We start from the raw sequence: 25,249 nt of genomic DNA, 5'->3' as shown, positions 1-25,249 counted from the left end.
GCAATGACTATGAGGAAGGTATTATGCAAACACGAATTACAGAATTATTAGATATCAAATATCCTATTTTCCAAGGTGGTATGGCCTGGGTCGCAGATGGTGACTTGGCTGGTGCGGTTTCAAAAGCTGGTGGTCTTGGGATCATCGGTGGCGGAAATGCTCCTAAGGAAGTAGTTAAAGCCAATATTGACAAAATTAAGTCTTTGACGGATCGTCCTTTCGGTGTCAATATCATGCTTTTGTCGCCTTTTGTAGATGACATAGTGGATTTGGTGATCGAAGAGGGTGTAAAAGTGGTGACGACTGGTGCGGGCAATCCAAGCAAGTACATGGCTCGTTTCCACGAAGCAGGTATTACTGTGATTCCTGTTGTACCAAGTGTGGCTTTGGCTAAACGGATGGAAAAAATCGGAGCGGATGCCGTCATTGCTGAAGGGATGGAAGCCGGTGGTCACATCGGTAAGTTAACAACCATGACCTTGGTTCGTCAGGTTGTAGAAGCAGTTAACATTCCAGTTATTGCGGCTGGTGGTATTGCGGATGGATCTGGTGCTGCAGCTGGCTTTATGTTAGGAGCAGAAGCGGTTCAGGTCGGAACACGCTTCGTTGTAGCTAAGGAATCCAATGCCCATCAAAATTATAAAGATATGATTTTGAAAGCTCGTGATATCGATACGACAATTTCTGCTCAACACTTCGGTCATGCGGTTCGTGCGCTCAAGAATAAGCTGACTCGCGATTTTGAAAAGGCTGAAAAAGAAGCCTTCAAGCAAGAAAATCCAGACTTGACTGTTTTTGAAAATCTGGGTGCTGGTGCCTTGGCCAATGCAGTTGTCCGTGGCGATGTGGAAAACGGATCCGTCATGTCCGGTCAGATTGCCGGCTTGGTCAGCAAGGAAGAAACAGTCGAAGAAATCCTCAAGGATATCTATTATGGCGCTGCTGAGAAGATTCAGCAAGAAGCAAAACGTTGGGCAGGAGTAACTAGAAATGACTAAGACAGCCTTTCTATTTGCTGGTCAGGGAGCCCAATATCTGGGAATGGCTCGTGACCTCTATGAGCAGTATGATGTGGTTAAGGCGACTTTTGAGGAAGCGAGTCAAGTTCTGGGCTATGATGTTCGGGCATTGATTGACCAAGATGAAGAAAAACTCAACCAAACTCGCCATACTCAACCAGCAATTTTGACAACTTCTCTTGCTATTTATCGCTTGTTGACTGAAAAAGGAATCCAGCCTGATATGGTGGTTGGCCTCTCTCTAGGCGAATACTCTGCCTTGGTAGCTGCTGGTGCGCTGGACTTCAAAACAGCGGTAGCTCTAGTCGCTAAACGCGGAGCTTTCATGGAGGAAGCAGCTCCTGCTGGTTCTGGAAAGATGGTTGCGGTGCTAAATGCGGACGTAGGTCTTATTGAAGAAGCCTGCCAGACAGCCAGTCAGCTAGGAGTGGTCTCTCCTGCTAACTATAATACTCCAGGTCAAATCGTCATTGGGGGAGATGTGGCAGCGGTGGATAAAGCAGTGGAACTCCTCAGAGAAGCAGGTGTGAAGCGCTTGATTCCGCTGAATGTTTCAGGTCCTTTCCATACAGCACTCTTAAAACCAGCCAGTGAGCAATTAGCCCAGGTTTTGGCTGAAACAGAATTTGCTGATTTTCAGCTTCCGCTAGTGGGTAATACAGAGGCGGATATCATGGAAACTGGCAGAATTAAGGAATTGTTAACTCGTCAGGTCATGGAGCCGGTTCGTTTCTACGATAGTATTGCTAAAATGCAAGAAGCTGGTGTGACAGAGTTTATCGAGATTGGTCCAGGGAAAGTATTGTCTGGCTTTCTGAAAAAAATTGATAAATCAGCAGTTGTTTATCATGTTGAAAGTGTGGAGACTTTGACAGCCCTACTGGAAAAATAATGGGGAATACCAATGGAATTAAAGAATAAAAATGTTTTTATTACTGGCTCTAGCCGTGGGATTGGTCTGGCTATTGCCCATAAGTTTGCAAGTGCAGGTGCCAATATTATCTTGAACGGTCGCGGTCAAATTTCAGACCAAGTTTTAGCTGAGTTTGCTGGTTATCCGATCAAGGTCGTGGTTATTTCAGGCGATGTATCTGATGGCGCTGATGCGAAGCGAATGGTTGGGGAGGCGATTGCGGCTTTGGGATCTGTAGATGTCTTGGTCAATAATGCTGGAATTACCCGCGATAAGATTATGCTCAAGATGACAGAGGAAGACTTCGAGCAAGTGCTGAAGGTCAATCTGACTGGAGCCTTCAATATGACCCAAGCTGTCTTGAAACCAATGGCCAAGGCTCGTCAGGGAGCAATCATCAACCTATCAAGTGTTGTCGGTTTGACTGGTAATGTCGGTCAGGCCAACTATGCAGCGTCTAAAGCTGGATTGATTGGATTTTCTAAGTCGGTTGCTCGTGAGGTAGCTGGGCGCAATATCCGTGTCAATGTGATTGCCCCAGGCTTTATCGAATCGGATATGACAGACGGGCTTTCTGAAAAAATCAAAGAAGCTTCTCTGGCTCAAATCCCAATGAAACGGTTCGGCAATACCGAAGAAGTGGCTGATGTTGCTTTGTTCTTGGCAGAACAGGAATATCTTACTGGTCAGGTCATCGCGATTGATGGCGGGCTGACCATGCAGTAAGTGCAATGTATTTGGATTTGACAGTTCACCAATTATCATAAAGGAGTTCACTATGAAACTAAATCGAGTTGTTGTAACAGGTTATGGCTTAACCTCTCCCATCGGAAACACACCAGAAGAATTTTGGAATAGTTTAAAAGAAGGTAAGATTGGAATTGGTCCCATCACCAAGTTTGACCACAGCGAATTTGCTGTTCATAATGCGGCTGAAGTCCAAGACTTTCCATTTGATAAATACTTTATCAAGAAAGATACCAATCGTTTTGATAACTATTCTTTATATGCCTTGTATGCAGCTCAAGAAGCGGTAACAAATGCGAATCTTGATGTAGAAGCAATCGATAAAGACCGCTTTGGTGTCATCGTGGCTTCTGGTATCGGTGGTATCAAGGAAATCGAAGATCAAGTTATCCGTTTGCATGAAAAAGGTCCAAAACGCGTTAAGCCAATGACTCTTCCAAAAGCTTTGCCAAATATGGCAGCTGGGAATGTGGCTATGCGCTTTGGTGCAAATGGTATCTGTAAATCAATCAATACAGCTTGTGCCTCTTCCAATGATGCTATTGGGGATGCCTTCCGCTCTATTAAGTTTGGTTTCCAAGATGTCATGTTGGTGGGTGGTTCAGAAGCCTCTATCACTCCATTTGCCATTGCCGGTTTCCAAGCCCTGACAGCTCTTTCTACGACAGAAGATCCTAGCCGTGCTTCTATTCCATTTGATAAAGACCGTAACGGCTTTGTCATGGGAGAAGGTTCTGGTATGTTGGTGCTTGAAAGTCTGGAACACGCTGAAAAACGTGGAGCGACTATCTTGGCTGAAGTAGTTGGTTATGGAAATACTTGTGATGCTTATCATATGACTTCACCCCATCCAGAAGGTCAGGGTGCGATTAAGGCTATTAAATTGGCATTGGAAGAGGCAGAGATTTCTCCAGAGCAAGTGGCTTATGTCAATGCCCACGGTACTTCAACTCCTGCTAATGAAAAAGGAGAAAGTGGAGCTATCGTAGCTGTTCTTGGTAAAGAAGTACCTGTATCTTCAACCAAGTCATTCACAGGACACTTGCTTGGGGCTGCAGGAGCGGTAGAAGCAATCGCTACAATCGAAGCAATGCGCCATAACTTTGTACCAAAAACAGCTGGAACAAGTGAATTGTCAGACTATATTGAAGCGAACGTCGTTTATGGACAAGGCAAGGAGCAAGAGATTCCTTATGCGATTTCTAATACATTTGGTTTTGGCGGTCACAATGCGGTTCTGGCATTCAAGCGTTGGGAGGGCTAGATGAATATCAATGAAATTAAAGACTTGATGGCTCAGTTCGACCAATCAAGCCTGCGTGAATTTTCTTATAAAAATCAAAGTGATGAATTGACTTTCAGCAAGAATGAAAGTTCTGCCGCAGTCGCAGCAACTCCAGCAGTCAGTGCAGCCCCTGTTGTAGCTCCTGTGCAGCCAGCAAGTGCACCTGTAGCTGAGACAGTTTCCCAAGCAGCTCCAACTGCAGCACCTGAGGTGGCTCCAGAGGCCCCGGCACTAGCTGCTGAGGGTGATGTCGTGGAAAGTCCCTTGGTTGGTGTGGCTTACTTGGCTGCAGGTCCAGATAAACCAGCTTTTGTCAGTGTAGGAGACCAAGTTAAAAAAGGTCAAACTCTGATGATTATTGAAGCCATGAAGGTCATGAATGAAGTGCCAGCACCGAAAGATGGTCTGGTGACAGAAATTCTGGTTCAGAATGAAGAAATGGTTGAGTTTGGGAAAGGGCTGGTACGCATCAAATGATTGATATCAATGCAATAAAAGAGGCGCTTCCGCACCGCTATCCTATGTTGTTGGTGGACCGTGTATTGGAAGTCAGCGAAGATGAGATTGTCGCTTTGAAAAATGTGACGATCAACGAGCCATTCTTTAACGGACATTTCCCTCAGTATCCAGTTATGCCAGGTGTCCTGATTATGGAAGCTTTGGCTCAAACGGCTGGTGTGCTGGAATTGTCTAAAGAAGAAAATAAGGGCAAGCTGGTCTTCTATGCTGGTATGGACAAGGTCAAGTTCAAGAAGCAAGTTGTACCAGGCGACCAGCTGATTATGACGGCTAAGTTTGTCAAGCGCCGCGGAACCATTGCAGTGGTAGAGGCCAAGGCCGAAGTTGACGGAAAACTTGCAGCCAGCGGAACCTTGACCTTTGCGATTGGTCAATAAGAAAGAGGAGATTTCACCATGTTTCGTAAAATTTTAATTGCTAACCGTGGGGAAATTGCGGTCAGAATTATTCGTGCAGCCCGCGAACTGGGAATTGATACTGTCGCTGTTTATTCAACGGCTGATAAGGAAGCGCTCCATACTTTACTGGCTGATGAGGCCGTCTGCATCGGGCCAGCCAAGTCTACAGATTCTTATCTGGATATGAACGCTGTCCTGTCTGCTGCTGTTCTGACAGGTGCAGAAGCTATTCACCCTGGTTTTGGTTTTTTGAGTGAAAACTCCAAATTTGCGACTATGTGCGAAGAAGTTGGCATTAAGTTTATTGGACCTTCAGGTGCTGTCATGGACTTGATGGGGGACAAGATCAATGCTCGGGCTCAGATGATTAAGGCAAAAGTGCCGGTTATCCCGGGTTCTGACGGGGAAGTCCATACCTCTGAAGAAGCCTTGGAAGTAGCTGAAAAGATTGGCTATCCAGTCATGCTCAAAGCTTCTGCTGGCGGCGGCGGAAAGGGTATTCGTAAGGTTGAAAAGCCTGAGGATTTAGTAGCGGCCTTTGAGTCTGCTTCTAGTGAAGCCAAAGCGGCTTTTGGGAATGGTGCCATGTATATGGAGCGAGTCATCTATCCAGCGCGCCATATTGAAGTTCAGATTTTAGCAGATCAGCAGGGGCATGTAGTCCACTTGGGCGAGCGGGATTGCTCTTTGCAGCGGAATAATCAGAAGGTGCTGGAAGAAAGTCCATCTGTAGCGATTGGGAAAACCATGCGTCAGCAGATTGGGGAAGCGGCTGTTCGAGCAGCTGAGTCTGTCGGCTATGAAAATGCTGGAACGATTGAATTTCTGCTGGATGAGGCCAAGGGTGAATTCTACTTTATGGAGATGAATACTCGGGTGCAGGTAGAGCATCCAGTGACTGAGTTTGTTACCGGTGTGGATATTGTTAAAGAGCAGATTAAGATTGCAGATGGTCAAGAGCTGTCCTTTAGTCAAGAAGATGTTGAAATTCGCGGTCATGCGATTGAATGTCGGATCAATGCTGAAAATCCAGCCTTTAACTTTGCACCGAGCCCAGGAAAGATTTCCAATCTTTATCTGCCAAGTGGCGGAGTGGGACTGCGTGTGGATTCGGCGGTCTATCCTGGCTACACCATTCCTCCTTATTACGACAGCATGATTGCCAAAATCATCGTTCACGGGGAAAATCGCTTTGATGCCCTGATGAAGATGCAACGGGCTCTCTATGAGCTAGAAATCGACGGTGTTGTGACAAATAGCAGTTTCCAGTTGGATTTGATTTCAGATCCTAATGTGATTGCTGGTGATTATGATACAGCCTTTCTCATGGAGAAGTTCCTTCCGGCTTATCAAGAGAAAAAATAGATGACAAGGAGTGATTTTGTTTGAAAGAAGCAGAATCACTCTAAAATTTAATGAAGGAGTAAGCAATGCCTTTGTTTTCAAAAAAGGATAAATATATTCGGATCAATCCCAATCGTTCCTCTCGTGCCTTGCCTCAGCCAAAACCAGAAGTTCCAGATGAGCTTTTTTCCAAGTGTCCAGGTTGTAAGCATACCATTTATCAAAAAGATTTGGGCGCAGAGCGTGTCTGTCCAAGCTGTGGCTACACTTTTCGGATTTCAGCTTTTGAGCGTCTGAGCTTGACGGTGGATCAGGGAAGCTTTGAGGAATTGTTCACTGGTATTGAGACGACAGATCCTTTGCGTTTTCCCAATTATCAAGAAAAACTGGCAAAGACACGGGCAAAGACTGGCCTAGATGAGGCCGTTTTGACAGGGACAGCTAGTATCAAAGGACAAAAAACAGCCCTTGGGATTATGGATTCCAACTTTATCATGGCTTCCATGGGAACGGTTGTCGGTGAAAAGATTACCCGCCTCTTTGAGTATGCGACAGAGCATAAGCTACCAGTCGTTCTCTTTACGGCTTCTGGCGGTGCTCGTATGCAGGAAGGGATCATGAGCCTGATGCAAATGGCTAAGACTTCTGCCGCTGTACAACGTCATTCAAAGGTTGGCCTTTTTTACCTGACCGTTTTGACAGATCCGACAACAGGTGGTGTCACAGCTTCCTTCGCTATGGAAGGGGATATTATCTTGGCAGAAGCGCAGGCTTTGGTAGGCTTTGCCGGTCGTCGAGTTATTGAGTCTACTGTACGGGAAAAATTGCCAGATGATTTTCAAAAGGCAGAGTTTTTGCTGGAGCATGGCTTCGTTGATGCGATAGTCAAACGTGGTGAATTGCGGGATCGGATTGCTACTCTCTTGAGCTTTCATGGAGGTGACCAATGACAAAAATCAGTCAGATTATCAAAGCAGCGCGTGATCAGTCCCGTTTGACAGCTCTGGATTTTGCCCAAGGCATTTTTGATGATTTTGTGGAATTGCACGGAGATCGTGGTTTCCGTGATGATGGTGCTGTCATTGGTGGTATCGGAACCTTAAATGGTCAGCCAGTCACAGTGATCGGCATTCAAAAAGGTCGCAATTTGCAGGACAATCTGCGACGGAACTTTGGTCAACCTCATCCAGAAGGCTATCGCAAGGCTCTACGTCTCATGAAGCAGGCTGAGAAATTCGGACGTCCAGTCGTGACCTTTATCAATACGGCTGGTGCCTATCCTGGCGTCGGTGCTGAGGAGCGCGGACAGGGCGAAGCCATTGCCCGTAATCTCATGGAAATGAGTGATCTGAAAGTGCCCATTATTGCCATTATCATCGGCGAGGGTGGCTCTGGTGGGGCGCTAGCCTTGGCAGTGGCTGACAAGGTCTGGATGCTGGAAAACTCCATGTATGCCATTCTCAGCCCTGAAGGCTTTGCTTCAATTTTATGGAAAGATGGCAGCCGAGCAATGGAGGCGGCTGAGATGATGAAAATCACCTCGCACGAGCTCTTGCAGATGGGGGTCGTTGATAAGGTCATCCCTGAACGTGGCTTTAATAAAAATGAGCTCTTAGCTGCAGTCAAGCAAGAGATCAGTGCCGAATTAGCGGAACTTTCTAAACTTTCTCTCGAGCAACTTTTAGAAGATCGCTATCAACGTTTTAGAAAATATTAGCCAGAAGCCTTAGGGCTTCTTTTTCTTACTTGAGAGAGGTATGGAGGCAGTTAAGGTGGTAATATATTTTGGTTTGACATGTAGCAATATATTCTCTTTATAGAGGTCATATAAAATATATATTATACAAGCTGTCAGACCTATGTTAAGATAGTTGCTAATCAAAAGAAATGAGGTTTCATATGTCAGAATTTACTATCCATACGATTGAGTCTGCACCAGCTGAGGTGAAAGAGGTTTTAGAAACGGTTCAAAAAGATAACGGTGGCTACATTCCTAATCTTATCGGTCTTTTGGCCAATGCGCCAGCAGCCTTGGAAACTTATCGGACGGTTGGAGCTATCAATCGTCGAAACAGCCTGACACCAACTGAGCGGGAAGTAGTGCAGATTACAGCTGCGGTTACCAATGGCTGTGCTTTCTGTGTGGCGGGGCATACAGCCTTTTCGATCAAGCAGATTCAAATGAATGATGATCTTTTGGAGGCTCTGCGTAATCGTACTCCGATTGACACCGATCCGAAGCTAGATACGCTTGCTAAATTTACCATTGCTGTCATCAATACCAAGGGTCGGGTCGGAGACGAGGCTTTGGCAGACTTCCTAGAAGCGGGCTATACGCATGAGAATGCTCTGGATGTAGTTTTGGGTGTCAGCCTTGCGACCCTCTGCAATTATGCCAATAATCTGGCCAACACGCCAATCAATCCGGAATTGCAGCCTTATGCCTAGTCTTTGAGGAGGGAGCAGAGCTTTTTAGAGGAGGTTATCTGCTTCTTGTCTCACCGAAAGCAGGTCATGTTGGGAGAATAAAGAAAAAAATGAAGTGGTACCGTTCACTTCATTCTTTTTTGCTGATGATATGCTGGATACCTGTTTGGAGGTGCTGGAGGATATGTGTAATTTCCTTTGGAAATACTTTATAGTTTTCCAAGTCTGTCAGGGGAATCCAGTAGACTTGTTCTTGGTTATGCTGGTAGTGAAATTGCTTGCCGTGAGATTTCATCAGATAATAGAAGCAAATCTCATGACAGTCTAGTCCTTTGAGGATGCCAGTTGAGTTGGAAAATAAATTTTCATGAACAAAAGCCAGCTTTTCAATCTCATACCTTTGTCCTGTTTCTTCGAAAACTTCTCGCTGGACAGCTTCTTTGGTGGTCTCTCCAAATCTGACCGCCCCTCCCACTGAATAGAAATAGTCTTCGCTAGAAGAAGCCATGACACAGAGTGCTTCCTCCTCAATGATGAGTGCAGCAGCCCGATAGCGAAATCGCTCCTGCCCTTGGGTATAAGAAATATCTTTTGCCATAGTATCCTCCTTGCATTTTTTAGTTTACTTGATTTAGAGCTTCCTGTCAACACTTTCTGTACCCGGACAGTTGTATTCTTTCTTTCTTGCGACAGGCTTTTTTTCCTGTTAAAATAATGACATGACTCGTTATAAAGCCCTTATTTCCTATGACGGACATGACTTTGCTGGCTTTCAGCGCCAGCCTCATGCTCGGAGCGTTCAGGAAGAAATCGAAAAAACTTTAACTCGTATCAACAAAGGTCAGCCCATTGTCATCCACGGAGCTGGTCGGACCGACAGCGGCGTTCATGCGCTTGGGCAGGTCATTCACTTTGACCTCCCGTCAGCTAGGGATGAAGAAAAGCTACGTTTTGCCTTGGATACCCAGACGCCAGAAGATATTGATGTCATTTCTGTGGAGGAAGTAACGGAGGATTTTCATGCGCGTTACAAGCCGCACAGCAAGACCTATGAGTTCCTGGTGGATATTGGTCGGCCAAAAAATCCGATGATGCGCCACTATGCGACCCACTACCCTTATCCTTTGGAGCTTCCTCTAATGGAGCAGGCCATTAAAGCCTTGGAGGGAACGCACGATTTTACAGGTTTTACAGCCTCGGGTACCAGTGTGGAAAATAAGGTTCGTACGATTACAAAGGCTAGCTTGGTGTTTGATGCGCAGCGTAATTTTCTAATCTTTACTTTTTCTGGTAATGGCTTTCTCTATAAGCAAATCCGCAACATGGTGGGAACCCTGCTCAAGATTGGAAATAAGCGGATGCCAGTCAATCAAATCGAACGGATTTTAGAAGAAAAGGATCGGCAACTAGCTGGGCCAACTGCAGCACCTAACGGTCTTTATCTAAAGGAGATTATCTATGAAGAATAAGCTGATTTTAGCCCTCTCTGGCAATGATATTTTTAGTGGTGGTGGTCTTCATGCAGACCTAGCTACTTATACGGTCCATGGCCTGCATGGCTTTGTCGCGGTGACTTGCTTGACCGCTATGACGGACAAGGGATTTGAAGTTCTTCCGACCGACGAGCAGGTCTTTGCGCAGCAACTCTCCTCGATCAAAGATGTGCCGTTTTCGGCTATCAAGTTGGGCTTGTTACCAACGGTTGCCATTGCAGATCAGGCTCTGGACTTCATCAAAAAGCAAGCGGGCATACCAGTCGTGCTAGACCCTGTCCTAGTCTGCAAGGAAACCCACGATGTGGAAGTTTCGGCCCTCCGAGATGAATTGATCAAATTTTTCCCTTATACGACCATTATCACGCCCAATCTACCAGAAGCAGAGATCCTGACCCAGTCGGATATCAAGACTTTGGATGATCTCAAGGCTGCGGCTGTGACTCTCCATGAACTAGGAGCTCAAAATGTCGTGATTAAGGGAGGAAATCGTTTCAGTCAAGATCAGGCCCTTGATTTATTTTACGATGGCAAAGACTTTCAGCTACTGGAAAGCCCTGTTTTACCAAATAATAATACAGGAGCAGGCTGTACCTTTGCTTCTAGCATAGCTAGTCAGCTTTTGGCAGGTCAATCCCCTCTTGAAGCCGTCAACTATTCAAAAGATTTTGTTTACCGCGCTATCCAGCGCTCAGATCAGTATGGAGTTATTCAATATGAAAAATAATCAGACAAGAAAAATCGCTTTGCTGGCTGTCATTACAGCCCTATCCATTGTTTTGGGGAATTTTTTCAAAATCCCGACGCCAACTGGCTTTCTGACCTTGCTAGATGCAGGGATTTACTTTACCGCATTTTATTTTGGTCGTAAGGAAGGAGCCTTGGTTGGGGGCTTGTCCGGTCTCTTGATTGACCTGGTGGCCGGCTATCCTCAGTGGATGGTCTTTAGCCTCATCTGCCATGGCCTTCAAGGCTACTTTGCTGGTTTTACTGGCAAGCAGCGTTATATTGGTTTGCTCTTGGCCGGACTTGCCATGGTCGGTGGCTATGCTCTCTTTGGTAGTATTTTGAGTGGACCGGGTGCAGCTATCGCAGCGATTTGGGGCAATGTCATGCAAAATATTTTTGGCTTGGTGGTCGGCTATGCTCTTTATAGAGCCTTTCCCCTTGTCTTGAAAAGAGCCCTTCAGCCAGAGTAAGTGAGGTCAAAGATGGATTTAGAGAAACTTGAAAAGGAAACCAGACAGATTGCCACAGATGTCTTGGACAAGGCGGGTTTGGTCAAGGGAAATATTTTTGTCCTAGGTCTATCTTCTAGTGAAGTCATGGGGGGACACATTGGCAAGCACTCCAGTAGGGAAGTCGGTCAGGTCATTGTCAAGACCTTGTTAGATATTCTGCAAGCACGGGGAATTTACTTGGCCGTTCAAGGCTGTGAGCACCTCAATCGTGCCTTAGTTGTGGAACGAGAATTGGCAGAAAAGAAAGACCTAGAGATTGTCAATGTCCTGCCCAGTCTCCATGCAGGCGGGAGTGGCCAGCTAGCAGCTTTTGATTATATGCAGGATCCTGTGGAGGTTGAGTTTATCACAGCCCATGCTGGCTTGGATGTGGGAGATACGTCAATCGGTATGCATGTCAAGCATGTTCAGGTTCCGATTCGCCCTCAACTGCGCAGTTTGGGTCAGGCTCACGTTACCGCCCTTGCCAGTCGTCCCAAGTTAATTGGCGGAGCAAGGGCGTCTTATATCGAAGATAGGATTCGAAAATCCTAGTAGGATAGAGGAGGAGAGTGGGTGACCTACTCTTTTTCTCTTTTCCCAAATGATAGACTTTGCCTGTTGATTCTCGTGCTGGTGAGGGAAATAAACCCACAGTGGTAGGAGAATATTGTCTGCTAAGAGCTGGGCCAATGGTCAAAAAAGAGCAAAAAGTGGCTAAGATTTCAGCGTATGAAAGGGGAAAAAGGCGAAAAATAAAAGGTGTCGCTTGAAAAAACTGCTACTTATGTTATAATGGATTGTATGCAAAAAATTTGAAGGAGAACTGACAGAATGTCTGTATCATTTGAAAACAAAGAAACAAATCGTGGAGTGTTAACTTTTACTATCGGTCAAGACCAAATCAAACCTGCTTTGGATCGTGCTTTTAATGCAGTTAAGAAAAATATTGCTGTACCAGGTTTCCGTAAAGGTCATATTCCTCGTCCAGTCTTCAACCAACGTTTTGGTGAAGAGTCACTTTATCAAGATGTCTTGAATGCATTGCTTCCAGTAGCTTATGAAGCAGCTGTGAAAGAAGCTGGTCTTGAAGTGGTTGCACAACCAAAAATTGATGTGACTTCAATGGAAAAAGGCCAAGACTGGGTTATCACTGCTGAAGTCGTGACAAAACCTGAAGTGAAATTGGGTGCTTACAAAGACCTTGAAGTATCTGTAGAAGTTTCTAAGGAAGTTACTGATGCTGAAGTTGATGAGCGCATTGAACGTGAACGCAACAACTTGGCTGAATTGGTTCTGAAAGATGGAGCAGCAGCTGAAGGTGATACAGTTGTCATCGACTTTGTTGGTTCTGTTGACGGTGTTGAATTTGATGGCGGAAAAGGCGATAACTTCTCACTTGGACTTGGTTCAGGTCAATTCATCCCAGGTTTCGAAGACCAATTGGTTGGTCACTCAGCTGGTGAAACAGTAGACGTTGTTGTAACCTTCCCAGAAGACTACCAAGCAGCTGACCTTGCTGGTAAAGAAGCAAAATTCGTTACAACAATCCATGAAGTAAAAGAAAAAGAAGTTCCAGCTCTTGACGATGAACTTGCAAAAGACATCGACGAAGAAGTTGAAACTCTTGCTGAATTGAAAGAAAAATACCGTAAAGAATTAGCAGAAGCGAAAGAAGCAGCTTACAACGATGCAGTTGAAGCAGCAGCGATCGACCTTGCAGTAGAAAATGCAGAAATCGTTGACCTTCCAGAAGAAATGATTCACGAAGAAGTTCATCGCGCTGTGAACGAATTCCTCGGCAACATGCAACGTCAAGGTATTTCTCCTGATATGTACTTCCAAATCACTGGTACAACTCAAGAAGACCTTCACAAACAATATGAAGCAGATGCTGCAGCACGCACTAAGACTAACCTTGTTGTAGAAGCAGTTGCGAAAGCAGAAGGCTTTGAAGCTAGTGCTGAAGAAGTTGAAGCAGAAATCACTTCATTGGCAACAGACTACAACATGGAAGCAGACCGCGTTCGCCAATTGCTTTCAGAAGAAATGCTTAAACATGATATCGCTGTTAAAAAAGCAGTTGAAGTCATCACAAGCACTGCTAAAGTAAAATAATAGCTTCTAGTCAGCCCTAGTGGATGACAAATACAAGCACAGGAGAGAACGATTTGTTCTCTCTTTTTTGATGTTGGAGGGATGGTTTAAAATGGGAAAGCTAATCTCTAGATTAAAATAAGCTCTACAATTCCTACAGGGAGTTAATCTCTGTAGAAATTATAGAGCTCATATCACAACATCCATGGCATACCCATTTCGTTTGATGCTTTAGTAGCATGAAATGCAGCTATTTCGTTTTCAATAATTTTGAATAATTCATCTTCCTCTAGCAAACGTAATATTTCAAGGTTCTTTTGTATTAGTTCTTCATCAGCAGCACAAATTCCGATTCTGGCCGAATGAAATGCCATTGCATCATACCGTTTAAGTAATTTTGCTGTTTTAATAACAATCGAACAAATATGACTGCACATCGGAAAGTGTTTATAATAAAAATAAAAGGTAGACAAATTTGATAGAAGGGCTAGTTTTATGGGAAGGATATTTTGGAAATCAGAGTATTTTTCTAGTCTGTGAAGAATTAATTGAGTGGTATCTAGAATAGTCTCCGTAGGAAGGACAAAAAGAATGGAGTTTAAAATGTTGAAATCTGATGCGTACCAGGTGTCATGGTGTTTTAAATCGTTCCATAAAATGTCAATGATATCTTGTGTCACCTTATCTCTGTTTGAAATTCCATTCTTTCTAATCTGAAGTATAACTGTCAAGGATTGGTGCAATTTTTGGATAGAGATATCATAATGAGTTTTTAGATAAGATTCACATTGTTTATGAATAGCTTCAAGTTCTCTTACTCCACTAATTGAATGAATATTGCTGATTTGATTTAATAGTTGGGTATGCTCGCTAGGATGGTAAAGATTACAAATATAATCAAATTCATCAAAGCTCATATTAATTTGTTGAAGTAAAAAAGCCATGTTCTCATACTTTGGAACGACAAGTCCATTCTCTATCTTAGAGAGTGTTGTAGGAGACAGTACATTGCCACACACATCTGACTGAGTGAGGTTTTTAGACTTTCTAATTTCTTTATAAACTTTTCCAAAATCATATCTCATATCATAATCTCCAAAAAAACTTGAAAAAAGTTAAAACAATACTACATGATTCTGACTACATTATATAATTTAGTAAGGAGGAATGCAAAGAAATATAAAAAAATTTCAAGTCGTAAATTATGTTCTGTCATTCTCTTATATATTCTTAACAAACTCTATGTTAGGCTAGAGGTCTGTGTAGGATATGGAATTTGGAATAAGAAAGTAGGTCAAAAAATGGCTAAGAAAAAGATGCTGTTAACTTTGTCAGTCGTAGCATTAGGAATTGCTTCATATACTTTGCTGAAACCAGTTATTGCAGAAACAACAATTGGTAAAACAAACGAAAATCAGACGATTTCAATTTATAAGAATTTACTAAAAGGTAAATCTGAAAAAGAAATTAATGACTACTTTTCAGGTTTATCAGACAGTAAACTGATCATTGCAGACAAATCAGGTGGTTTTACAACTAGCTCTACAGATGACTACAGTAATCCCGTAGAGACAACCGATGAGAATGGCAATAAAGAATTAAAATCTTTCCAAGATAAAAGTGTTGCTGCAACAGTTGGTGAAATCAAAGAAGCACTTAAGAATAACTAAATCATACAACTTGCTGATGTTAATTGCTAGTTGTTGAATTAGAGAGAAAGAGAGTGGGACAGAAATCGGTAATTCGTTAGAATTCGATTTCGTCGTCCCACCTCCGCACAGTTGAGTAGGGCTGTAAAAGCTGATGAAATCAGCGTAGTAGAGCCCACTCAACCACTGCGTCTTGCTCGACAATCCAAAGACAATTGAGAGGCTAGGACTTCTGTCCCAGCCTCTTTTTGTCGCATGTTTAGTTATTGGCCTCTAGGATAAGAACTTTAATCTCTTGGTGTGACTGCTTAGAGGAAGTATGTCTAGCTTAGGCCTCGGCCGGTCACTTTCCCTATAGATTCATGGTAATCTAGGCCTCGGTCGGTCACTTTCCTTTAGTTTTTTAGGCAAATGATACTTTGGATAACTGTTGGCCAAAAGTAAGTGTCTGATGAAAGGTGATGTCTCTTGTTTTGAAACCAGCTAGCAGAACTGGCTAGTCTAGCTGGTTTCTAAGTCTTAGATAAGGAATTATTTCAAAAACGAATAGGATAATGAAAAGCAGTTTTTAGCTGATTGTTGAGAAATGCTAGGCTGTCATAGAGAGATATTTAGCTTTTAGACAGATTTTTTTAGGGAGCTTGTGATATACTGTTAGTATGGAAAAAAATGATATTGTTTACGGCGTGCATGCTGTGACCGAGGCCTTGATGGCCAATACGGGAAATAAACTTTACATTCAGGACGACTTGCGTGGCAAAAACGTGAGCAAGCTGAAAGATTTGGCGGCAGAAAAGAAGGTCTCTATCTCTTGGACACCCAAGAAAACCTTGCAGGAGATGACGGATGGAGCTGTTCACCAAGGCTTTGTCTTACGGGTATCGGAGTTTGCCTATGCAGATTTGGCGGATGTTTTGAAAAAAGCAGAGCGGGAAGAGAATCCTCTGCTATTGATTTTAGATGGCTTGACAGACCCGCATAATCTGGGCTCTATCTTGCGCACGGCTGACGCTACCAATGTCACGGGAGTGATCATTCCCAAGCACCGAGCAGTCGGCGTGACACCAGTTGTGGCCAAGACCTCTACGGGCGCTATCGAGCACATTCCTATTGCCCGTGTGACCAATCTCAGCCAGACTCTGGACAAGCTCAAGGAAGCTGGTTTCTGGATTTTTGGGACGGATATGCAGGGGACGCCTGTTCATAAGTGGAATACGGCAGGCAAGCTAGCCCTCATCATCGGCAATGAAGGCAAGGGCATTTCCAGCAACATCAAGAAGCAGGTGGATGAGATGCTGACCATTCCTATGAATGGTCATGTTCAAAGCCTCAATGCCAGCGTCGCAGCGGCCATTCTCATGTATGAAGTCTTTAGAAATCGGGTGGGCTAATGCAAGTACTTGGAAGCTATCTGTTAGAGAAATATCAAACAGAAACGTTTGAACCGATCATTTATGATATCTATCATAATAAAAGAGAAGATAATTATTGCTTTTGCTTTGAAATCACTGAGGAAGCAGATCAGTATCCCTTAGAGGATTTATTGACCCAATATTCCTTGAACTGCACGGATTTATACGGTCAAGGAAGTCAGGTAAATGGCGCTTTGAAATACCTAATTGAGGTCGAAACCTTATCCAGTGATAAGGCGGATCTCATCAGTATTCTCAATTTTTCTACAATTTTAAATAAAGAGATTGTGAATTATGTAAAAGGAAAATATGAGTACCTTGCTGAAAAGAGGTGTATGAGTTCCTTTTATATGGAAAATCAAAAAGTGGAAGTTCCTGTGCTTGCTTACCGAAGTGACAACTCTGGGATGGTTTCTTTTCAAAATAAATATCCAGAGGTGCAATTAACAAATTTATTTTTAGAAGATAAAAAATATGATGTTGAGTGTTTAGATGGGGAATGGATTTGTATCGAATTACTTGATGGTAAGGCAAACCTTATTTTAAACAATTCACAAGATGAATATTTCCAATATATTTTTGATTTGAAAGGTTTTCAAGGTGTCAGTCCTGTCCTAGACTGACCGAGCGAAATAGCTTTCCTAAAAAGCAAGAAATTTCTAATAGCTAGTCCCGATATGGTGGTAGGCAAATCACCAGGAATAACCCGCTTATGTCCATGGAGAAGCCTTCTCTGTGGCAACTAAAAAATGATGGAGAACAAAGATGACCTTTAAAATTTTAACGGATTCGACGGCAGACCTGCCAGAAAGCTGGACTCAGGAACATGATGTGCAGGTTCTGGGCTTGACCATTCAGTTGGATGGCCAAACCTACGAGACAGTCGGACCGGATAAGCTGACCAGTGAGCAGCTTTTAGCCAAGATGGAGTCTGGCAGCAAGCCGACTACCAGCCAGATCAATGTTGGCCAATTTGAAGATGTTTTCCGCCAGTATGCTCAGGAGAGTACAGCGGTTCTCTATGTGGCTTTTGCTTCCGCCCTGTCTGGTACCTACCAAAGTGCAGCCATGGCGCGGGAGATGGTCTTAGAGGATTACCCTGAGGCGATCATCACCATCCTTGATACCAAGGCAGCTTCGATGGGTGAAGGGCTCTTGGTCATGAAGGCTGTAGAAGCGAGGGCAGCAGGTCAAAGCCTAGAGCAGACGGCAGACTTGCTTCAGAGTCTAGTGCCTAGAGTAAAGACCTATTTCTTAGTAGATGACCTCAATCACCTCATGCGGGGTGGCCGCATTTCCAAGGCAGCGGCTCTCATGGGAAGCTTGGTCAATATCAAGCCCATTATCGCAGTCACAGCTGATGGAAGTCTGGATTCGGTCGCCAAGGTGCGAGGCAAGAAGAAGGCGCAGGCTGAGGTGGTTCGGATGACCTTAGATACGATTTCTGATCCACGGGTGGTGGTTGCCTATGCGGGTGAAAAAGAAGTCGCTGAAACTGTCAAGGAGCAGCTTTTAGCTTCTGGCCAGGTTACAGAAGTCCTTATTCTGCCTCTTGGTCCGGTTATTTCGACGCATACTGGTCCAGGTACCCTAGGACTCTTTAGCATTGGCAGTGAACTTTCAGACTAAATAGAAATGAAATCGTTATTTTATAAATAATTGCATCAAATATATTGACTTTTGGCTAGAAAATTTGGTATGATAGTAGGCGGTATTGTTTACCCCATTTGTAAGGCCCCGGAACCTTTCAAATAACCCGCGGACCGGAACATCCGCCCTGTAAACAAAAACGATATTCATATAGGAGAAATCATGAACAAAACAACATACATGGCTAAGCCAGGTGAAGTTGAACGCAAATGGTATGTAGTAGANGCTACTGATGTACCTCTTGGACGCCTTTCTGCAGTTGTAGCAAGCGTACTTCGTGGAAAAAACAAACCAACATTCACACCACACACTGATACAGGTGACTTCGTAATCGTTATCAACGCTGAAAAAGTTAAATTGACTGGTAAAAAAGCAACTGATAAAGTTTACTACACTCACTCAATGTACCCAGGTGGTTTGAAGTCTATCACTGCTGGTGAACTTCGCTCTAAGAACGCCGTTCGTTTGATCGAAAAATCAGTTAAAGGTATGCTTCCACACAATACTCTTGGCCGTGCTCAAGGTATGAAGTTGAAAGTATTTGTAGGCGCTGAGCACACTCACGCTGCACAACAACCAGAAGTTCTTGATATTTCAGGACTTATCTAAGGAAAGGAACAATAAAGTATGTCACAAGCACAATATGCAGGTACTGGACGTCGTAAAAACGCTGTTGCACGCGTTCGCCTTGTTCCAGGAACTGGTAAAATCACTGTAAACAAAAAAGATGTTGAAGAGTACATCCCACACGCTGACCTTCGTTTGGTTATCAACCAACCATTTGCAGTTACTTCAACTGTTGGTCAATACGACGTTTTCGTAAACGTTGATGGTGGTGGCTACGCTGGTCAATCAGGCGCTATCCGTCACGGTATCGCTCGTGCCCTTCTTCAAGTAGACCCAGACTTCCGCGATTCATTGAAACGCGCAGGCCTTCTTACTCGTGATGCTCGTATGGTAGAACGTAAGAAACCAGGTCTTAAGAAAGCTCGTAAAGCGTCACAGTTCTCAAAACGTTAATCGAACCGATTATATCAACGTTTCAAAGCACTCAAAAGTTTACCTTATGGGTGCTTTTTTCGTGTTTTTTTGAAAAGTTTACCTCAAAGTTTACCTTATTGTTTTAGAGATTTTAAGGCAAATTCACCTACTGTCATAGGAACTACATTAGAAGTATTTACATAAATCTGTGTTGTTCCTGTGTCACTGTGTGTTAGAGCTTCAGAAATAGCTTCTAAGCTCATTCCTGCTTGTTTAGCAAGCGTTGCTCCTGTATGTCGCAGTTTATGAGGTGTAGCATGTGCCAGCTCTTTATGTCGCTTTCTGATGCTTTTCATATTATTGTTTAGATAGTCAGCATGTAAAGGCTTGTTGATGTTTCCTCTAGTGTCTATATAAGTAAAGACAAACTGTTCAGGTAGTATGTCTTGCATGCTGTTTACTTCTTGTCTCTTGTTTTAGGCTTTGAGATAATAGTGACAACAGAAGTAGTTGTGGATTATTTTTGTGAATGTTTAAATTAATCATTAGAAAATTGTTGGCAGTTGAGAGCTCTAAGTAAATTATTTTGATACAATTTATGGTCGCACATAGATAGTATGTCACAAAAGAAACTGCTGCTCGTTAAAAATTTCATTTTTTCAGTGATAGATCTCTTTTTACATGATTTACCTATTAATATTAGTAAATGTTAAGGATAAGTATTCTTTTTATTTTTTGCCACAAATGAGTATCAACATCTTTCGAATGGAATAGTTGACAACTGTTTTTAAGAATTATACTATTGAATTGAATAGATAAGGAGTTGATTTGATGCAAGAGACAATGATTGATTACAAACAAAATATTTACCAAGAGCTATCTCGCTTAACAAAGGGGCTAGGAAGTGAGAAGCGTCTTGATATTTTAAATATATTATCACAGGGACCAAAGACAGTTGAGGGAATTGCGCATGCGACGGGTCTCTCTGTTGCCAATACTTCGCGCCACCTTCAGGTTTTAAAAGAAAGTCACTTGGTGGTGACGAGTCGAAATGGTAATTTTATCCGTTATAGCTTGGCTTCTGAAAAGGTTGTCCAGTTAGTCCTTCTGTTATTTGCCGTCGGTGAAGAACAGTTAGCAGAAGTCAGAGCGATTGAGTCAGACTATGATGAGGCAGCTGGTGTTCCTCAGATTGAGCTCGCTAATGCAATTGAATTAGCAGCTAAGACAGATGCTCTCCTACTTGATTTAAGGCCTGTTGAGGAGTATGAGGCAGGGCACTTGCCAAAAGCTCTTAATTTACCAATCGATGAGTTTGATCAAAAAAAAGCTCAGCTTCCCAAAGAGAAGACCATCATTGTTTATTGTCGCGGGCGCCAATGTGGCTATGCTAACCTAGCAGCACAGGATTTACAGAGTTTAGGCTACAGTATCTATAGTCTCAATCGCAGTTTTGCTGATTGGAAGTGGGGTGCATCCTCTCGTTCAGAACTTGACTAAGGTGTATTCCTTAGTCTTTTCTTATAACCGGAGACTCGTGAGCAAAATCATTGCAAAATAGATTTAGTGTGCTATAATTCAGTTATTCAATAAAAAAGTTGAATTTCTTTTTTACTAAATCTATTCAACAATTTTATTGAATTACATCTTTGAAATACTTCTTATTTAGTATCTCAAAGAAACTAAGTGATACAAATTGGATTTTCAGAAGGGCTAAGTTAACCTTTTTGAAATTCATTCTTTTATTCTTATGCTATTCAATTACATGATTGAATAGAAGCGATTTATTTTAGATAGGAGTTTTTTATGACGACACAACTAACAACCGAAACATTTGCGAAATCTATCCAAAATGGGGTAAGTTTTATCGATTTTGGGGCGCAGTGGTGCCCACCTTGTCGGATGATGGAGCCGGTAGTGGAAGAACTTTCACAGGACTTTGACGGAAAAGTAACGATTGCTCAGGTGGATGTGGACCAATCACAAGATCTGGCCAATCTCTTTGGCATTCGTTCTATCCCAACAATGGTGATTTTTAAAGATGGCAAACCCGTTGATGCTCTTGTTGGTGTTCATCCTAAACAAACATTGATGGAAAAAATCCAAGCACAGTTATCATGAGGTGATTTATGTATGATGCAATTATTGTAGGCTCAGGACCTGCAGGTTACACAGCTGGCATTTATTTAAGTCGAGCTGGTTTGAAAAATCGATTGATCACAGGCTATTCTGAGGGTGGTCAATTAACCACCACAACCCTTGTAGAAAATTATCCAGGTTTTGAAAACGGGATTGATGGCAATAAATTAGTCCAAACAATGCGCCGCCAAGCAGAACAGTTTGGCACCGAAATGACCTTTGGATTTGTTCAAAAAATTGAAGGCGAAAAGTCTCCTTTCGAGGTACATCTGGATAATGGTGAAATCATTGATACCAAGGCCGTTATTATCGCAACAGGCTCTAGCGCTAAATACCTAGGTATTGAAGGTGAAGAAGAGGCCGTCGGAAAAGGTGTCAGCGCTTGTGCGACCTGTGATGCTTTCTTCTATAAAGAGCGTGAAGTCCTTGTAGTTGGCGGGGGTGATGTCGCTATGGAAGAAGCCCTCTATTTGACACGCTTTGCATCGAAAGTGACCGTTGTCCACCGCCGCAATAAGTTACGCGCATCTGATATTATGGCCAAACGGGCTCAGGCAAATGATAAAATTCATTGGATGTTAAATTACACGCCTATCAAAGTTGCATCTAATCTGATGGGAATGACTGGTTTGGATGTTCGTAATAATGAAACAGGTGATATTGAGCACATTCAGGCTGACGGTCTCTTTGTGGCCATTGGTCATCAGCCAAACACCGATTTTCTTGATGGAAAATTAGCATTGGATGATAAAGGCTATATTCAAACACAGGCAGGAACAGCAAAGACCTCTGTTGCAGGTATTTTTGCAGCTGGTGATGTGCAAGATCCAAAATACCAACAAGCCATTACTGCAGCAGGTAGCGGTGCCATTGCTGCCCTAGATACATTGGCCTATATTGATAACCTATGATGAAATCAGTCACGTCTAGTATCGAATTAGAAGAACTGTTAGCCGAACATCAAAATCTAGCTCTTCTTGTTTCAGGAAATCAATGCAGTCTATCGTCTCTTGGGCAAAAAGAACTCATAGACACGGCTGAACGAGAGCATTTGGTGCTTTACCAAGCAGATATTTTTCAAGTGCCCCGTCTTATTTCTTTATTTGGCATTCAGCCTACCCTGACGAGTTTATTAGTCTTTAAAAAGGGTCAATTGGTTGATAAGAAAGAGGTTTAAATGGCAAGAAAAGCTTTGATACAAAGGAAAAAGAAGGCCTATCCGGTTCAAGAATACTCACGCTGTTTGGCATGCGACCGCCCACATTCGATTTACCGCAAGTTTAAACTTTGTCGGATTTGTTTACGCCAGCAAGTTTACCAAGGTGTCATTCCTGGGTTGAAAAAAGCTTCTTGGTAGTGGAAAGAAAGGAAGAAATATGGAAATTAGTTACTGGTCAGATATTGCCTGTCCATTTTGTTACATTGGTGCTAGTCGGATGAAGCGTGCTATGGCAGCTGTTGGTTTAAACCCGGAAGATTTGACAATGAAAGCTTACCAGCTAAATCCCAATGCGCCTTTAGAAACAAGTGAAACCATGCTCACAGAGTTTGCTGCCAGTCACGGTATGACCACTGAGCAAGCTAAAGCTCAGTTTGCGCACATGGAAAGCATGGGAAATGAAGAAGGGCTTCGTATTGATATGGCGGGGATTATCCCAACCAACACCTTTTCAGCTCACCGTCTTATTAAATGGTCGCAGAAGTATTTAGATAAAAAAGATCATCAAAATTTCATTATGGCCTTGTACTATCTTTACTTTGAAGAACTTGCCAATATTGCGGATTATTCTGTGTTACTAGCTGTTATCAGTGAGTTCGCTCTACCACAAGAAGAGGCAGCGCAGGTTCTTGCTGGCGATGCGTTTGCTGACGAGGTCAAATGCGATATCTTAGAAGCCCATCAATCAGGCGTTCAAGGTGCACCTTTCTTTGTTCTGAACAATAAGTATGGCATTTCAGGTGCTCAGCCTTATGAATACATGTTAGCGGTATTAAAACAAATTCAAGCAGAGGAAGGAGCACAATAAAATGATAGATACCCCTTTTCAACTACTAGACAGCAATTCAGAAGAGACAGGTTTAGTTTGTGGGATTGATGGCTGCAGCATAGAGCCCTCAACACAGCCGTTAGAAAAAAGCAAAAAAGCAGTCATTAGGAGGACAGAATGGAAAAACAAAGGGTAGAAGCCTTGTCAGATGCTATATTGGCCATTATTGTCACAATTATGACCTTGGAGTTACAGTTACCTGAGGAATTGACCGTAGTAGGACTTAGAAGCATGCTACCCATGCTTTTTATCTACATTACTAGTTTTTTGCAAATCATGGCAGTCTGGCTGTATTATCATGAACTCTACAAATTAGTAGATCATGTCAGCTTTCGTTTATTTGGAGCTAATAGTTTTTGGCTTTTAACAGCTAGTTTTGTTCCCTTAGCGACTCGAGGGATTGGGCAGCATTCCGCTAATTTTGCCTTTCTCCTGTTTTTTATCTCATCGTTCTTGCCCTTTGGGATGTAGCTTGGATAATCATGACAGCAATGGTGATCAAGACGAGTCAAAGACCGTTATCAGCTGAAGAAAAAAAGATACCTTATCGGTGGGCACTATTATATGGATTGCAGCTAGTGATCATATTATTAGTTGGTTATCTTTTTCCAAATCTCATTTCTCTTGCCCCGCTACTGATGATTGTTAATGTTATCTATGGTTTTTTAAGCAACAAATCTTGAAAAAGACTAAAAATAATGGCTAAATAGCATCGGTTATAAAAAACAGATCTTAAGAAAGCTCGTAAAGCATCACAATTTAGTAAACGTTAATTCGAGAGAATTACAATACATACAAAGAGCACCTTTCGGGGTGTTCTTTTTTATTGATATCTTGTAGATTTATAATTAGAAATCTCCTTGAATGGTATCAGGTAAATGAAAAATTCGGCGATAATATCCTATTTCTTCGTACTTTAGCCTAATACCCATAATGTAAAAAACTCTAGCTATCAGGTAGTTGATAGTTAGAGTTTTTTTTATTCATATGATTTAATGAGATTAAATAAGTCCTCTACTTCTGATGACGGTGTAGCTGATTTGAGATAAGCGTAATAAACTGTAAATGTTATCTGATCCTCCGGTATTAGAGGGATTTTTATTAAATCATCATCTTCATCAGAAAGTGCGATATCAGCCAGTAAACTTACGCCAATCCCTTTCTTTAAAAGTTCTTTAATAATGATAATGTCGTCACTCTTAAAGAATATTTCTGCCTTGTTTTGATACTTTTGATTAAGTAGTTCAAAAGCTTTCAGGTGAACAAAGTGTTCGTCTAAGAGTATAAAGGATTGATCTACTAATTCTTCAAAAGTGAGGGAAGGAGCAGTAGCAAGAGGATGGTTCTTAGATAAAACGACATACAGTTCTTTATGAAAGAGTTCATGTGTCTCTATTGAAGGATGATTGAGTGGTTCAATCAATCCGAGTAAGCTCGCATCTAGTTCTCCCTTAAGGAGAAGGTTTAATAACTCTACGGAGCCACCGCGGATAGGACGTACCTTTTTTAAAAAATCAAATTCAGTTTCTTTATTTAAGACAGAGAAAAGATACTGAATGATAATAGGAGGGAATCCTACAGTAGAGTAATGCGCCAAAGAGCGATTAATTTCTTTGCGAGTAGAAATGACCTCAGGTAAAATCAGTTCTGTGTGTTTTAGAAGAATTTGTCCTTGAGTAGTTAATTTGAAGGATCGATGTGAGGGATCATGGTGAATCAATTTGCAATTAAAGGAGTCCTCTAAGCGCTTGATGGCATAAGAAATAGATGGTTGGCTGACATTGTGTTGTTTTGCCACTTCCGTATAGGATTGAAGCTGGCAGAGGTCATAAAAATATTGCAAATCTTTTAAATTCATATGGGCTCACTTTCATTAATTGGAGAAAAATAAGTGGAAATCACAAGATA

General features: G+C 42.6%; 31 protein-coding genes and 1 pseudogene. 28 read left to right on the top strand and 4 right to left on the bottom strand.

Annotated elements, in window-relative coordinates; translation table 11 throughout:
* The first annotated feature begins 23 nt into the window (after positions 1-23).
* The 10 genes from fabK (at position 24) to D8792_RS00990 (ending at position 8,673) form a co-directional block, all read left to right on the top strand.
* Positions 24-998 carry an enoyl-[acyl-carrier-protein] reductase FabK gene (fabK, locus tag D8792_RS01035; protein WP_005591707.1) on the top strand — a complete coding sequence of 325 codons (975 nt, stop codon included), beginning with the start codon at positions 24-26 and terminating at the stop codon, positions 996-998.
* On the top strand, positions 991-1,911 hold the full coding sequence (gene fabD / locus D8792_RS01030) for an ACP S-malonyltransferase (RefSeq protein WP_125372537.1): 921 nt from the start codon (positions 991-993) through the stop codon (positions 1,909-1,911). The genes fabK and fabD overlap by 8 nt, the downstream gene beginning before the upstream one ends.
* A 12-nt stretch (positions 1,912-1,923) precedes the next feature.
* Positions 1,924-2,658 (top strand): 3-oxoacyl-[acyl-carrier-protein] reductase, encoded by a 735-nt coding sequence (gene fabG, locus D8792_RS01025; RefSeq protein WP_125372536.1) that lies wholly within the window; start codon positions 1,924-1,926, stop codon positions 2,656-2,658.
* A gap of 52 nt (positions 2,659-2,710) precedes the next feature.
* The gene (gene fabF, locus D8792_RS01020; RefSeq protein ID WP_125372535.1) at positions 2,711-3,943 is read left to right on the top strand and encodes a beta-ketoacyl-ACP synthase II; all 1,233 of its coding nucleotides are present in this window, start codon (positions 2,711-2,713) and stop codon (positions 3,941-3,943) included.
* On the top strand, positions 3,944-4,441 hold the full coding sequence (gene accB / locus D8792_RS01015; RefSeq protein ID WP_005591711.1) for an acetyl-CoA carboxylase biotin carboxyl carrier protein: 498 nt from the start codon (positions 3,944-3,946) through the stop codon (positions 4,439-4,441).
* Positions 4,438-4,860, top strand: a complete 423-nt coding sequence (fabZ, locus tag D8792_RS01010) for a 3-hydroxyacyl-ACP dehydratase FabZ (RefSeq protein WP_008809611.1) — start codon at positions 4,438-4,440, stop codon at positions 4,858-4,860. The genes accB and fabZ overlap by 4 nt, the downstream gene beginning before the upstream one ends.
* Before the next feature lie 18 nt (positions 4,861-4,878).
* Positions 4,879-6,246 carry an acetyl-CoA carboxylase biotin carboxylase subunit gene (locus D8792_RS01005; protein WP_125372534.1) on the top strand — a complete coding sequence of 456 codons (1,368 nt, stop codon included), beginning with the start codon at positions 4,879-4,881 and terminating at the stop codon, positions 6,244-6,246.
* A 65-nt stretch (positions 6,247-6,311) separates the two neighbouring features.
* The gene (accD, locus tag D8792_RS01000) at positions 6,312-7,175 is read left to right on the top strand and encodes an acetyl-CoA carboxylase, carboxyltransferase subunit beta (protein WP_125372533.1); all 864 of its coding nucleotides are present in this window, start codon (positions 6,312-6,314) and stop codon (positions 7,173-7,175) included.
* On the top strand, positions 7,172-7,942 hold the full coding sequence (locus D8792_RS00995) for an acetyl-CoA carboxylase carboxyl transferase subunit alpha (RefSeq protein ID WP_125372532.1): 771 nt from the start codon (positions 7,172-7,174) through the stop codon (positions 7,940-7,942). Before accD ends, D8792_RS00995 begins: the two co-directional genes overlap by 4 nt.
* A gap of 182 nt (positions 7,943-8,124) precedes the next feature.
* The gene (locus tag D8792_RS00990) at positions 8,125-8,673 is read left to right on the top strand and encodes a carboxymuconolactone decarboxylase family protein (RefSeq protein WP_185758376.1); all 549 of its coding nucleotides are present in this window, start codon (positions 8,125-8,127) and stop codon (positions 8,671-8,673) included.
* 109 nt (positions 8,674-8,782) lie between these two features.
* Here the strand turns inward: D8792_RS00990 and D8792_RS00985 are convergent, their stop codons facing one another.
* Positions 8,783-9,250 carry an NUDIX hydrolase gene (locus tag D8792_RS00985; RefSeq protein WP_125372530.1) on the bottom strand — a complete coding sequence of 156 codons (468 nt, stop codon included), beginning with the start codon at positions 9,248-9,250 and terminating at the stop codon, positions 8,783-8,785.
* A gap of 121 nt (positions 9,251-9,371) precedes the next feature.
* Between D8792_RS00985 and truA the strand changes: the two genes are divergently transcribed.
* From truA to tig, 5 genes are all read left to right on the top strand, one after another.
* Positions 9,372-10,121, top strand: coding sequence for a tRNA pseudouridine(38-40) synthase TruA (gene truA / locus D8792_RS00980; protein WP_125372529.1), 750 nt, complete (start codon positions 9,372-9,374; stop codon positions 10,119-10,121).
* Complete coding sequence (locus D8792_RS00975) at positions 10,111-10,872, top strand: bifunctional hydroxymethylpyrimidine kinase/phosphomethylpyrimidine kinase (protein WP_125372528.1); 762 nt, start codon at positions 10,111-10,113, stop codon at positions 10,870-10,872. The genes truA and D8792_RS00975 overlap by 11 nt, the downstream gene beginning before the upstream one ends.
* A complete protein-coding gene (locus D8792_RS00970) occupies positions 10,862-11,344 on the top strand; it encodes an ECF transporter S component (RefSeq protein WP_015605737.1) in 483 nt (160 codons plus the stop codon). Before D8792_RS00975 ends, D8792_RS00970 begins: the two co-directional genes overlap by 11 nt.
* Positions 11,345-11,356: 12 nt before the next feature.
* The gene (locus tag D8792_RS00965; protein WP_125372527.1) at positions 11,357-11,920 is read left to right on the top strand and encodes a TIGR01440 family protein; all 564 of its coding nucleotides are present in this window, start codon (positions 11,357-11,359) and stop codon (positions 11,918-11,920) included.
* 279 nt (positions 11,921-12,199) lie between these two features.
* Positions 12,200-13,483 (top strand): trigger factor, encoded by a 1,284-nt coding sequence (gene tig, locus D8792_RS00960; protein ID WP_125372526.1) that lies wholly within the window; start codon positions 12,200-12,202, stop codon positions 13,481-13,483.
* Between the two features lie 173 nt (positions 13,484-13,656).
* Here tig and D8792_RS00955 read toward each other — a convergent pair whose 3' ends face one another.
* Positions 13,657-14,547, bottom strand: a complete 891-nt coding sequence (locus tag D8792_RS00955; protein ID WP_125372525.1) for a helix-turn-helix domain-containing protein — start codon at positions 14,545-14,547, stop codon at positions 13,657-13,659.
* Between the two features lie 45 nt (positions 14,548-14,592).
* Between D8792_RS00955 and D8792_RS00950 the strand changes: the two genes are divergently transcribed.
* The 6 genes from D8792_RS00950 to rpsI all read left to right on the top strand — a co-directional run bounded on the left by D8792_RS00950 (position 14,593) and on the right by rpsI (position 19,193).
* Entirely contained in the window at positions 14,593-15,132 is a 540-nt protein-coding gene (locus D8792_RS00950; protein WP_260470129.1) for a hypothetical protein, read from the top strand.
* 638 nt (positions 15,133-15,770) lie between these two features.
* Entirely contained in the window at positions 15,771-16,502 is a 732-nt protein-coding gene (gene rlmB / locus D8792_RS00940; RefSeq protein ID WP_125372524.1) for a 23S rRNA (guanosine(2251)-2'-O)-methyltransferase RlmB, read from the top strand.
* Entirely contained in the window at positions 16,502-17,146 is a 645-nt protein-coding gene (locus D8792_RS00935) for a hypothetical protein (RefSeq protein WP_125372523.1), read from the top strand. The genes rlmB and D8792_RS00935 overlap by 1 nt, the downstream gene beginning before the upstream one ends.
* Before the next feature lie 142 nt (positions 17,147-17,288).
* A complete protein-coding gene (locus D8792_RS00930; RefSeq protein ID WP_125372522.1) occupies positions 17,289-18,152 on the top strand; it encodes a DegV family protein in 864 nt (287 codons plus the stop codon).
* A gap of 183 nt (positions 18,153-18,335) precedes the next feature.
* Positions 18,336-18,782, top strand: coding sequence for a 50S ribosomal protein L13 (gene rplM / locus D8792_RS00925; RefSeq protein ID WP_125372521.1), 447 nt, complete (start codon positions 18,336-18,338; stop codon positions 18,780-18,782).
* A gap of 18 nt (positions 18,783-18,800) precedes the next feature.
* Positions 18,801-19,193: a 30S ribosomal protein S9 gene (gene rpsI / locus D8792_RS00920; protein ID WP_002902303.1), complete on the top strand. Its 393-nt coding sequence runs from the start codon at positions 18,801-18,803 to the stop codon at positions 19,191-19,193.
* A gap of 95 nt (positions 19,194-19,288) precedes the next feature.
* Here the strand turns inward: rpsI and D8792_RS00915 are convergent.
* Positions 19,289-19,591 (bottom strand): annotated as a pseudogene (locus D8792_RS00915) (tyrosine-type recombinase/integrase); the annotation flags it as partial.
* Positions 19,592-19,985: 394 nt separating this feature from the next.
* On the opposite strand from D8792_RS00915, the gene D8792_RS00910 reads away from it, so the two are divergent.
* From D8792_RS00910 to D8792_RS11620, 7 genes are all read left to right on the top strand, one after another.
* Positions 19,986-20,654 carry an ArsR/SmtB family transcription factor gene (locus D8792_RS00910; protein WP_014677709.1) on the top strand — a complete coding sequence of 223 codons (669 nt, stop codon included), beginning with the start codon at positions 19,986-19,988 and terminating at the stop codon, positions 20,652-20,654.
* 306 nt (positions 20,655-20,960) lie between these two features.
* On the top strand, positions 20,961-21,275 hold the full coding sequence (gene trxA, locus D8792_RS00905; RefSeq protein WP_062005158.1) for a thioredoxin: 315 nt from the start codon (positions 20,961-20,963) through the stop codon (positions 21,273-21,275).
* 8 nt (positions 21,276-21,283) lie between these two features.
* Positions 21,284-22,204, top strand: a complete 921-nt coding sequence (gene trxB / locus D8792_RS00900; protein WP_125372519.1) for a thioredoxin-disulfide reductase — start codon at positions 21,284-21,286, stop codon at positions 22,202-22,204.
* Positions 22,204-22,470, top strand: a complete 267-nt coding sequence (locus D8792_RS00895; RefSeq protein ID WP_229036626.1) for a hypothetical protein — start codon at positions 22,204-22,206, stop codon at positions 22,468-22,470. Before trxB ends, D8792_RS00895 begins: the two co-directional genes overlap by 1 nt.
* Complete coding sequence (locus tag D8792_RS00890) at positions 22,471-22,650, top strand: type Z 30S ribosomal protein S14 (protein WP_125372518.1); 180 nt, start codon at positions 22,471-22,473, stop codon at positions 22,648-22,650. It abuts the gene before it with no gap.
* Between the two features lie 19 nt (positions 22,651-22,669).
* On the top strand, positions 22,670-23,320 hold the full coding sequence (locus tag D8792_RS00885) for a DsbA family oxidoreductase (RefSeq protein ID WP_125372517.1): 651 nt from the start codon (positions 22,670-22,672) through the stop codon (positions 23,318-23,320).
* A gap of 138 nt (positions 23,321-23,458) precedes the next feature.
* Positions 23,459-23,812 carry a TMEM175 family protein gene (locus D8792_RS11620; RefSeq protein WP_260470123.1) on the top strand — a complete coding sequence of 118 codons (354 nt, stop codon included), beginning with the start codon at positions 23,459-23,461 and terminating at the stop codon, positions 23,810-23,812.
* Between the two features lie 508 nt (positions 23,813-24,320).
* Here the strand turns inward: D8792_RS11620 and D8792_RS00875 are convergent.
* Positions 24,321-25,199, bottom strand: coding sequence for a LysR family transcriptional regulator (locus D8792_RS00875; RefSeq protein ID WP_125372516.1), 879 nt, complete (start codon positions 25,197-25,199; stop codon positions 24,321-24,323).
* Positions 25,200-25,249: the final 50 nt, after the last annotated feature.

Source organism: Streptococcus cristatus, assembly GCF_003943505.1.
Lineage (GTDB): Bacteria > Bacillota > Bacilli > Lactobacillales > Streptococcaceae > Streptococcus > Streptococcus cristatus_E.
The sequence above is the reverse complement of the archived record's forward strand: the minus strand, read 5'-3'. Positions and strand labels throughout refer to the sequence as shown.

Bases quoted from the DNA above. Each gene is read 5' to 3' on its own strand.
- fabK (WP_005591707.1), top strand. From the start codon at position 24: ATGCAAACACGAATTACAGAATTATTAGATATCAAATATCCTATTTTC.
- fabD (WP_125372537.1), top strand. From the start codon at position 991: ATGACTAAGACAGCCTTTCTATTTGCTGGTCAGGGAGCCCAATATCTG.
- fabG (WP_125372536.1), top strand. From the start codon at position 1,924: ATGGAATTAAAGAATAAAAATGTTTTTATTACTGGCTCTAGCCGTGGG.
- fabF (WP_125372535.1), top strand. From the start codon at position 2,711: ATGAAACTAAATCGAGTTGTTGTAACAGGTTATGGCTTAACCTCTCCC.
- accB (WP_005591711.1), top strand. From the start codon at position 3,944: ATGAATATCAATGAAATTAAAGACTTGATGGCTCAGTTCGACCAATCA.
- fabZ (WP_008809611.1), top strand. From the start codon at position 4,438: ATGATTGATATCAATGCAATAAAAGAGGCGCTTCCGCACCGCTATCCT.
- D8792_RS01005 (WP_125372534.1), top strand. From the start codon at position 4,879: ATGTTTCGTAAAATTTTAATTGCTAACCGTGGGGAAATTGCGGTCAGA.
- accD (WP_125372533.1), top strand. From the start codon at position 6,312: ATGCCTTTGTTTTCAAAAAAGGATAAATATATTCGGATCAATCCCAAT.
- D8792_RS00995 (WP_125372532.1), top strand. From the start codon at position 7,172: ATGACAAAAATCAGTCAGATTATCAAAGCAGCGCGTGATCAGTCCCGT.
- D8792_RS00990 (WP_185758376.1), top strand. From the start codon at position 8,125: ATGTCAGAATTTACTATCCATACGATTGAGTCTGCACCAGCTGAGGTG.
- D8792_RS00985 (WP_125372530.1), bottom strand. From the start codon at position 9,250: ATGGCAAAAGATATTTCTTATACCCAAGGGCAGGAGCGATTTCGCTAT.
- truA (WP_125372529.1), top strand. From the start codon at position 9,372: ATGACTCGTTATAAAGCCCTTATTTCCTATGACGGACATGACTTTGCT.
- D8792_RS00975 (WP_125372528.1), top strand. From the start codon at position 10,111: ATGAAGAATAAGCTGATTTTAGCCCTCTCTGGCAATGATATTTTTAGT.
- D8792_RS00970 (WP_015605737.1), top strand. From the start codon at position 10,862: ATGAAAAATAATCAGACAAGAAAAATCGCTTTGCTGGCTGTCATTACA.
- D8792_RS00965 (WP_125372527.1), top strand. From the start codon at position 11,357: ATGGATTTAGAGAAACTTGAAAAGGAAACCAGACAGATTGCCACAGAT.
- tig (WP_125372526.1), top strand. From the start codon at position 12,200: ATGTCTGTATCATTTGAAAACAAAGAAACAAATCGTGGAGTGTTAACT.
- D8792_RS00955 (WP_125372525.1), bottom strand. From the start codon at position 14,547: ATGAGATATGATTTTGGAAAAGTTTATAAAGAAATTAGAAAGTCTAAA.
- D8792_RS00950 (WP_260470129.1), top strand. From the start codon at position 14,593: ATGATTCTGACTACATTATATAATTTAGTAAGGAGGAATGCAAAGAAA.
- rlmB (WP_125372524.1), top strand. From the start codon at position 15,771: ATGGAAAAAAATGATATTGTTTACGGCGTGCATGCTGTGACCGAGGCC.
- D8792_RS00935 (WP_125372523.1), top strand. From the start codon at position 16,502: ATGCAAGTACTTGGAAGCTATCTGTTAGAGAAATATCAAACAGAAACG.
- D8792_RS00930 (WP_125372522.1), top strand. From the start codon at position 17,289: ATGACCTTTAAAATTTTAACGGATTCGACGGCAGACCTGCCAGAAAGC.
- rpsI (WP_002902303.1), top strand. From the start codon at position 18,801: ATGTCACAAGCACAATATGCAGGTACTGGACGTCGTAAAAACGCTGTT.
- D8792_RS00910 (WP_014677709.1), top strand. From the start codon at position 19,986: ATGCAAGAGACAATGATTGATTACAAACAAAATATTTACCAAGAGCTA.
- trxA (WP_062005158.1), top strand. From the start codon at position 20,961: ATGACGACACAACTAACAACCGAAACATTTGCGAAATCTATCCAAAAT.
- trxB (WP_125372519.1), top strand. From the start codon at position 21,284: ATGTATGATGCAATTATTGTAGGCTCAGGACCTGCAGGTTACACAGCT.
- D8792_RS00895 (WP_229036626.1), top strand. From the start codon at position 22,204: ATGAAATCAGTCACGTCTAGTATCGAATTAGAAGAACTGTTAGCCGAA.
- D8792_RS00890 (WP_125372518.1), top strand. From the start codon at position 22,471: ATGGCAAGAAAAGCTTTGATACAAAGGAAAAAGAAGGCCTATCCGGTT.
- D8792_RS00885 (WP_125372517.1), top strand. From the start codon at position 22,670: ATGGAAATTAGTTACTGGTCAGATATTGCCTGTCCATTTTGTTACATT.
- D8792_RS11620 (WP_260470123.1), top strand. From the start codon at position 23,459: ATGGAAAAACAAAGGGTAGAAGCCTTGTCAGATGCTATATTGGCCATT.
- D8792_RS00875 (WP_125372516.1), bottom strand. From the start codon at position 25,199: ATGAATTTAAAAGATTTGCAATATTTTTATGACCTCTGCCAGCTTCAA.